Origin of the sequence: Rhodoblastus sp., assembly GCF_019449565.1 — a bacterium.
Lineage (GTDB): Bacteria > Pseudomonadota > Alphaproteobacteria > Rhizobiales > Beijerinckiaceae > Rhodoblastus.
Genome location: NZ_JAGRPM010000052.1, coordinates 1 through 3,140 on the forward strand (window position 1 = coordinate 1; position 3,140 = coordinate 3,140).

The window sequence follows — 3,140 nt, forward strand, 5'->3', positions numbered from 1 at the left end:
CACCGACATGTTGAAGCCCAGATGCCACATCAGCCAGACGCCGCCCACCCAGGCGAAGGGCAGCGAGGCCATGACGATCAGGGTCTCGGTCAGCCGCCTGAAGTTGAGATAAAGCAGCAGAAAAATCACCAGCAGCGTCACTGGCACGACGATCCGCATACGGGCTTCCGCCCGCTCCATATATTCAAACTGCCCACTCCAGGCGACGTAATAGCCCGCCGGGAATTTGACCTGCTCCGCGACGGCCTGGCGCGCTTCGGCGACATAGCCGCCAATATCGCGGTCGCGGACGTCGACGAAGACGTAAGCGGCGAGCTGGCCGTTTTCGGTGCGGATCGACGTCGGCCCTCGGACCAGTTCGACCTTCGCGACCTCGCCAAGCGGCGCGGACCCGCCGCCCGGCAGCGAAACCAGCACGCCGTCGGAGATCGATCGTGGATCAGAGCGAAAATCGCGCGGATAACGGATATTGACCCCGTAACGCTCGCGTCCTTCGACCGTCGTCGTGACCGTTTCGCCGCCCAGCGCCGTGGAGATGACCTCCTGGACGTCGCCGATGGTCAGGCCATAACGCGCCAGCGCCGCGCGATCCGGCACGACGTCGAGATAATAGCCGCCGATGATGCGCTCGGCATAAGCGCTCGACGTGCCCGGGACGCGCTTCACCACGGTTTCGACCTGACGCGCGAGACCCTCGATCTGGGTCAGATCGCGCCCGAAGATCTTGACGCCGACCGGCGTTCGTATGCCGGTCGCCAGCATGTCCAGGCGCGCCTTGATCGGCATGGTCCAGGCGTTGGAGACGCCGGGAAACTGCAACGCCGCATCCATTTCGGCGACGAGCGAGTCAATCGTGACGCCCGGACGCCATTGTTCCTTGGGTTTGAGAGCGATGACGGTCTCGAACATTTCCGTGGGCGCCGGGTCCGTCGCGCTCGAAGCGCGTCCGGCCTTGCCATAGGCCGATTGAACTTCGGGGAAGGTCTTGATGATCTTGTCCTGCGTTTGCAGAAGCTCGGCGGCTTTTGTGACCGACAGTCCCGGCAAGGTCGTCGGCATGTAAAGCAGCGTGCCCTCGTTCAGCGTCGGCATGAATTCGCTGCCGATTTGTCGCGCCGGCCAGACGGTCGCGGCAAGGACCGCAAGCGCCAGGACGATCGTGAGGACTTTGGCCCGCAAAACCAGACGGATCACCGGCCGGTAGACCCAGATCAGGAACCGATTGATCGGATTCTTGCTCTCGGGGATGATTTTCCCGCGCACGAAGACGACCATCAGCGCGGGCACGAGCGTCACCGACAGCAGCGCCGCCGCCGCCATCGAAAAGGTCTTCGTGTAGGCGAGCGGACTGAACATCCGGCCCTCCTGCGCTTCCAGAGTGAAGATCGGCAGGAAGGAGACGGTGATCACCAGCAGGCTGAAGAACAGCGCGGGTCCGACTTCCGTCGCCGCCTCGATCAGGATGTCGAGGCGCGGCTTGCCGGGCGGTCCGCGTTCGAGGTGCTTGTGGGCGTTTTCGATCATCACGATCGCTGCGTCGACCATCGCGCCAATCGCGATAGCGATGCCGCCGAGGCTCATGATGTTGGAGCCGAGCCCCAACGCCTTCATCGCGCCAAAGGCCATCAGCACGCCGACCGGCAGCATGATGATGGCGACGAGGGCGCTCCTCACATGCAGCAGGAAGACGATGCAGACGAGCGCTACGATGACGCTTTCCTCGAACAGAGTCCCCTTCAGGGTCTCGATCGCCGCATGGATGAGTTGCGAGCGGTCGTAGACCGGAACGATCTCGACGCCCTTCGGCAGGCTCGGCGCCATTTGCGCCAGGGTCGCCTTGACATTATCGATGACGGTGAGCGCGTTGGCGCCATAGCGCTGGAGGGCGATGCCGCTCGCCACTTCGCCCTCGCCGTTCAATTCCGTGATGCCGCGCCGCTCATCGGGGCCGATTTCGACGCGCGCCACATCCTTCAACAGCAAAGGCGTGCCGTTGTCGGCGCGAAGAACGATGGATTCGAGATCGGGCGCGCCGCGCAGATAGCCGCGGCCCCGAACGATAAACTCGAATTCTGACAGCTCGACGGTGCGCCCGCCGACATCCGTATTGCTGGCGCGGATCGCGTCCCGCAGTTTCGAGAGCGGGATGCCGAGCGCGCGCAGGCGGTTCGGGTCCACGACGACATTATATTGTTTGACGAAGCCGCCGACGCTGGCGACTTCGGCGACGCCTTCCGCCTTGGCGAGGCCGTAGCGGATGGTCCAGTCCTGAATCGAGCGCAGTTCGGCGAGCGTCATTTCCTTGGCGACGACCGCATATTGATAGACCCAGCCGACTCCTGTCGCGTCCGGACCGAGCACCGGCGTCACGCCGGCGGGAAGCCGGCTGCTGGCGGCGCTCAGATATTCGAGGACGCGCGAGCGCGCCCAGTAGATGTCAACGCCGTCCTCGAAAATGATGTAGACGAAGGAGACGCCAAAGAAGGAAAAGCCGCGCACCACTTTCGAGCGCGGGACGGTCAACATGGCGCTGGTCAGCGGATAGGTCACCTGGTCCTCGACGACCTGCGGCGCCTGGCCCGGATATTCGGTATAGACGATCGCCTGGACATCGGAGAGATCGGGGATGGCGTCGAGCGGCAAGGTGCGCAGCGCGAACGCGCCCGCCGCAATGATGAAGACCGCGCCGATCAGGATCAGAGTGAGATTGCGCGCGGACCACGCGATGAGACGAGCGATCATTTCGTTTCCTCCGGCTGGCTCGGTCGTTCGCCAAGCCCTTTGAGGGCAGCCTTCAGATTGCTTTCCGCATCGATCAGGAAATTGGCGGCGGTGACCACCTTGTCGCCATCGGAGACGCCCTCGCGGATTTCGACGTGGCCTTCGCCGCGCCGGCCCGTTTTAACCTGGCGCGGTTCAAATCGGCCTTCGCCTCGATCGAGGATCACCACCTGATCCGCGCCAGAATCGATGACGGCGCTCTCGGGAACCGTCGCGACTTTGTCGCCATCGCCCGCAGAGATTTCGGCCTCGACATACATATCGGGCCGCAGAACGAGATCTGGGTTTTGCAGCTCTACGCGGACCCGCGCGGTGCGCGTCTCGCGGTTGATCTGCGGATAAATCAGGCTGACCGTGCC

2 protein-coding genes are annotated in these 3,140 nt (G+C 63.6%); both read right to left on the reverse strand.

From position 1 onward, the window contains the following. Nucleotides 1–2,742, reverse strand: a 2,742-nt coding sequence (locus QZ409_RS12335; protein ID WP_296711526.1) for a CusA/CzcA family heavy metal efflux RND transporter, incomplete at its 3' end; no start/stop codon positions are given. Continuing rightward, on the reverse strand, nt 2,739–3,140 hold a 402-nt coding region (locus QZ409_RS12340), incomplete at its 5' end, for an efflux RND transporter periplasmic adaptor subunit (protein ID WP_296711528.1). The genes QZ409_RS12340 and QZ409_RS12335, both read right to left, overlap by 4 nt.